The following is a 1,706-nucleotide window of genomic DNA, read 5'->3' on the forward strand; positions in this document are numbered from 1 at the left end:
GGGCCGCCGCGGCCAGGTCGAACTCGCCGTGCACCGCGATCTCGCCACAGGGGCGGGAAATCGTCGTCATCTCTGCTCCTCGGATCGGATCGGAACCTTGCCCGCGACGTTAGGGAGGAGGACCGACAATTCCGGGCGTCGAACGCCTGAGCGCGGATTTGTTCACTCGATCGAGTGGCCGCGAAGTTGGCATACTGCCGGTATCCGAAAGCGAGGAGAACCCGTGCCGACCAGCGCATCCGACCGTCTCCGAGCCCTCCTCGGGACGCCGGCCGAGGCGGAAGACGGCTATCTCGACCTGCTGGGCGCCGCGGACCAGGCCGGCCCGCCGACCGGGCTCACGCAGCGCCTCATGCGCACCACCCTGCTCCCGCAGGTCTACGAGCGCTACTGGCGGCCGGCACTCGGCCGCGCGCTCAAAGGCCCGCTCGGGCCGAGCATGACCGGCGAAGTCAGGATCGCCACGGAACTCGTCCGGCCGGCACCAGGCCTGACCGTGCTCGACGTCGCCTGCGGGACCGGCCGGTTCACCCGCGCGTTCGGCGCGGCCGTCGGCCCCGACGGACTCGCGATCGGGCTCGACGGCGCCCGCACCATGCTCGCCAAGGCCGTCGCCGAGGGCGGCCCGGACACCGTCGCCTACCTGCGCGCCGACGCCGTGCACCTCCCGCTGAAACCGTCCACAGTAGACGGGCTCTGCTGTTTCGCCGCGCTGCACATGTTCGCCGAGCCGGAGACCGCGCTGGACTCCTTCGCGCGCGTACTGAAACCGGGCGGCCGGATCGTGCTGCTGACGAGCGCCCGCCGCGGCTGGCAGCCCGCGCGCCTGATCGAGTCGGCCGGCGGGATCGTCAGCGGCCAGAAGATGTTCGACCGCGGCGAAATCGCAGCGAGCCTGCGTGCCCGCGGCTTCACGGAGATCACCGAACGGTACGCGGGCGTCACGCAGATCGTGGCGGGCCGAGCACCGCAAACTGTCGGAGGTCCCGGTTAGCATCGCCCCATGACCCACACCGACCCCGTCCCGCCCGACGACAGCTACCTGCGTTCCCTGGTCGAGGCCACCGCCGACGCCGTCGCGGCCGCCGAACCGCTGTCCTCGCCGCACACCGGCGCGGACGAGGCGACGCGGACCGAAGTGACCGCCGCGGTCGAGCGCAGTTCACCCGATCTGGTGGCGTTGAGCCAAGATCTGCACGCCCACCCCGAAGAGGGGTTCGCCGAGCACCGGTCGGTCCGCGCCCTGGCCGACCTCCTGCACCGCCACGGCCACGAGGCCACGATCGGCGTCGGCGGGCTCGACACCGCGCTGCGCGTCAGCACCCGGCAACAGGAGGGCCCGCACATCGCCGTCCTCGCCGAGTACGACGCGCTGCCCGGGCTGGGCCACGCCTGCGGCCACAACGTCATCTGCACCACCGCCGCGGGCGGCTTCCTCGGCGCCGCCACCGTCGCCGAGCGGCTCGGCGGTCGCGTCAGCCTGATCGGCACGCCCGCCGAGGAAGGCGGGGGCGGCAAGGAGATCCTCGCCCGCGCCGGTGTGTTCGACGACGTCGACGCGGTGATCATGCTGCACCCGTTCAGCCACGACATCGCGCTGCACCCGTTCCTCGGGCGGCGTCAGCTGGAGATGGTCTTCCACGGCGTCGGCGCGCACGCCAGCGCCCAGCCGTTCATGGGGCGCAACGCGCTCGACGCCGCCGTCG

At 72.5% G+C, this 1,706-nt stretch carries 2 protein-coding genes; both read left to right on the forward strand.

The window, feature by feature from the left end:
- Nucleotides 1-223: 223 nt before the first annotated feature.
- Complete coding sequence (locus CCN39_RS04830) at nucleotides 224-994, forward strand: class I SAM-dependent methyltransferase (RefSeq protein WP_086838747.1); 771 nt, start codon at nucleotides 224-226, stop codon at nucleotides 992-994.
- Nucleotides 995-1,003: 9 nt separating this feature from the next.
- Nucleotides 1,004-1,706: M20 family metallopeptidase (locus CCN39_RS04835; protein WP_143263947.1), on the forward strand; the 703-nt coding region annotated here is incomplete at its 3' end.

The organism is Amycolatopsis kentuckyensis (assembly GCF_002155975.1).
GTDB lineage: Bacteria > Actinomycetota > Actinomycetes > Mycobacteriales > Pseudonocardiaceae > Amycolatopsis > Amycolatopsis kentuckyensis.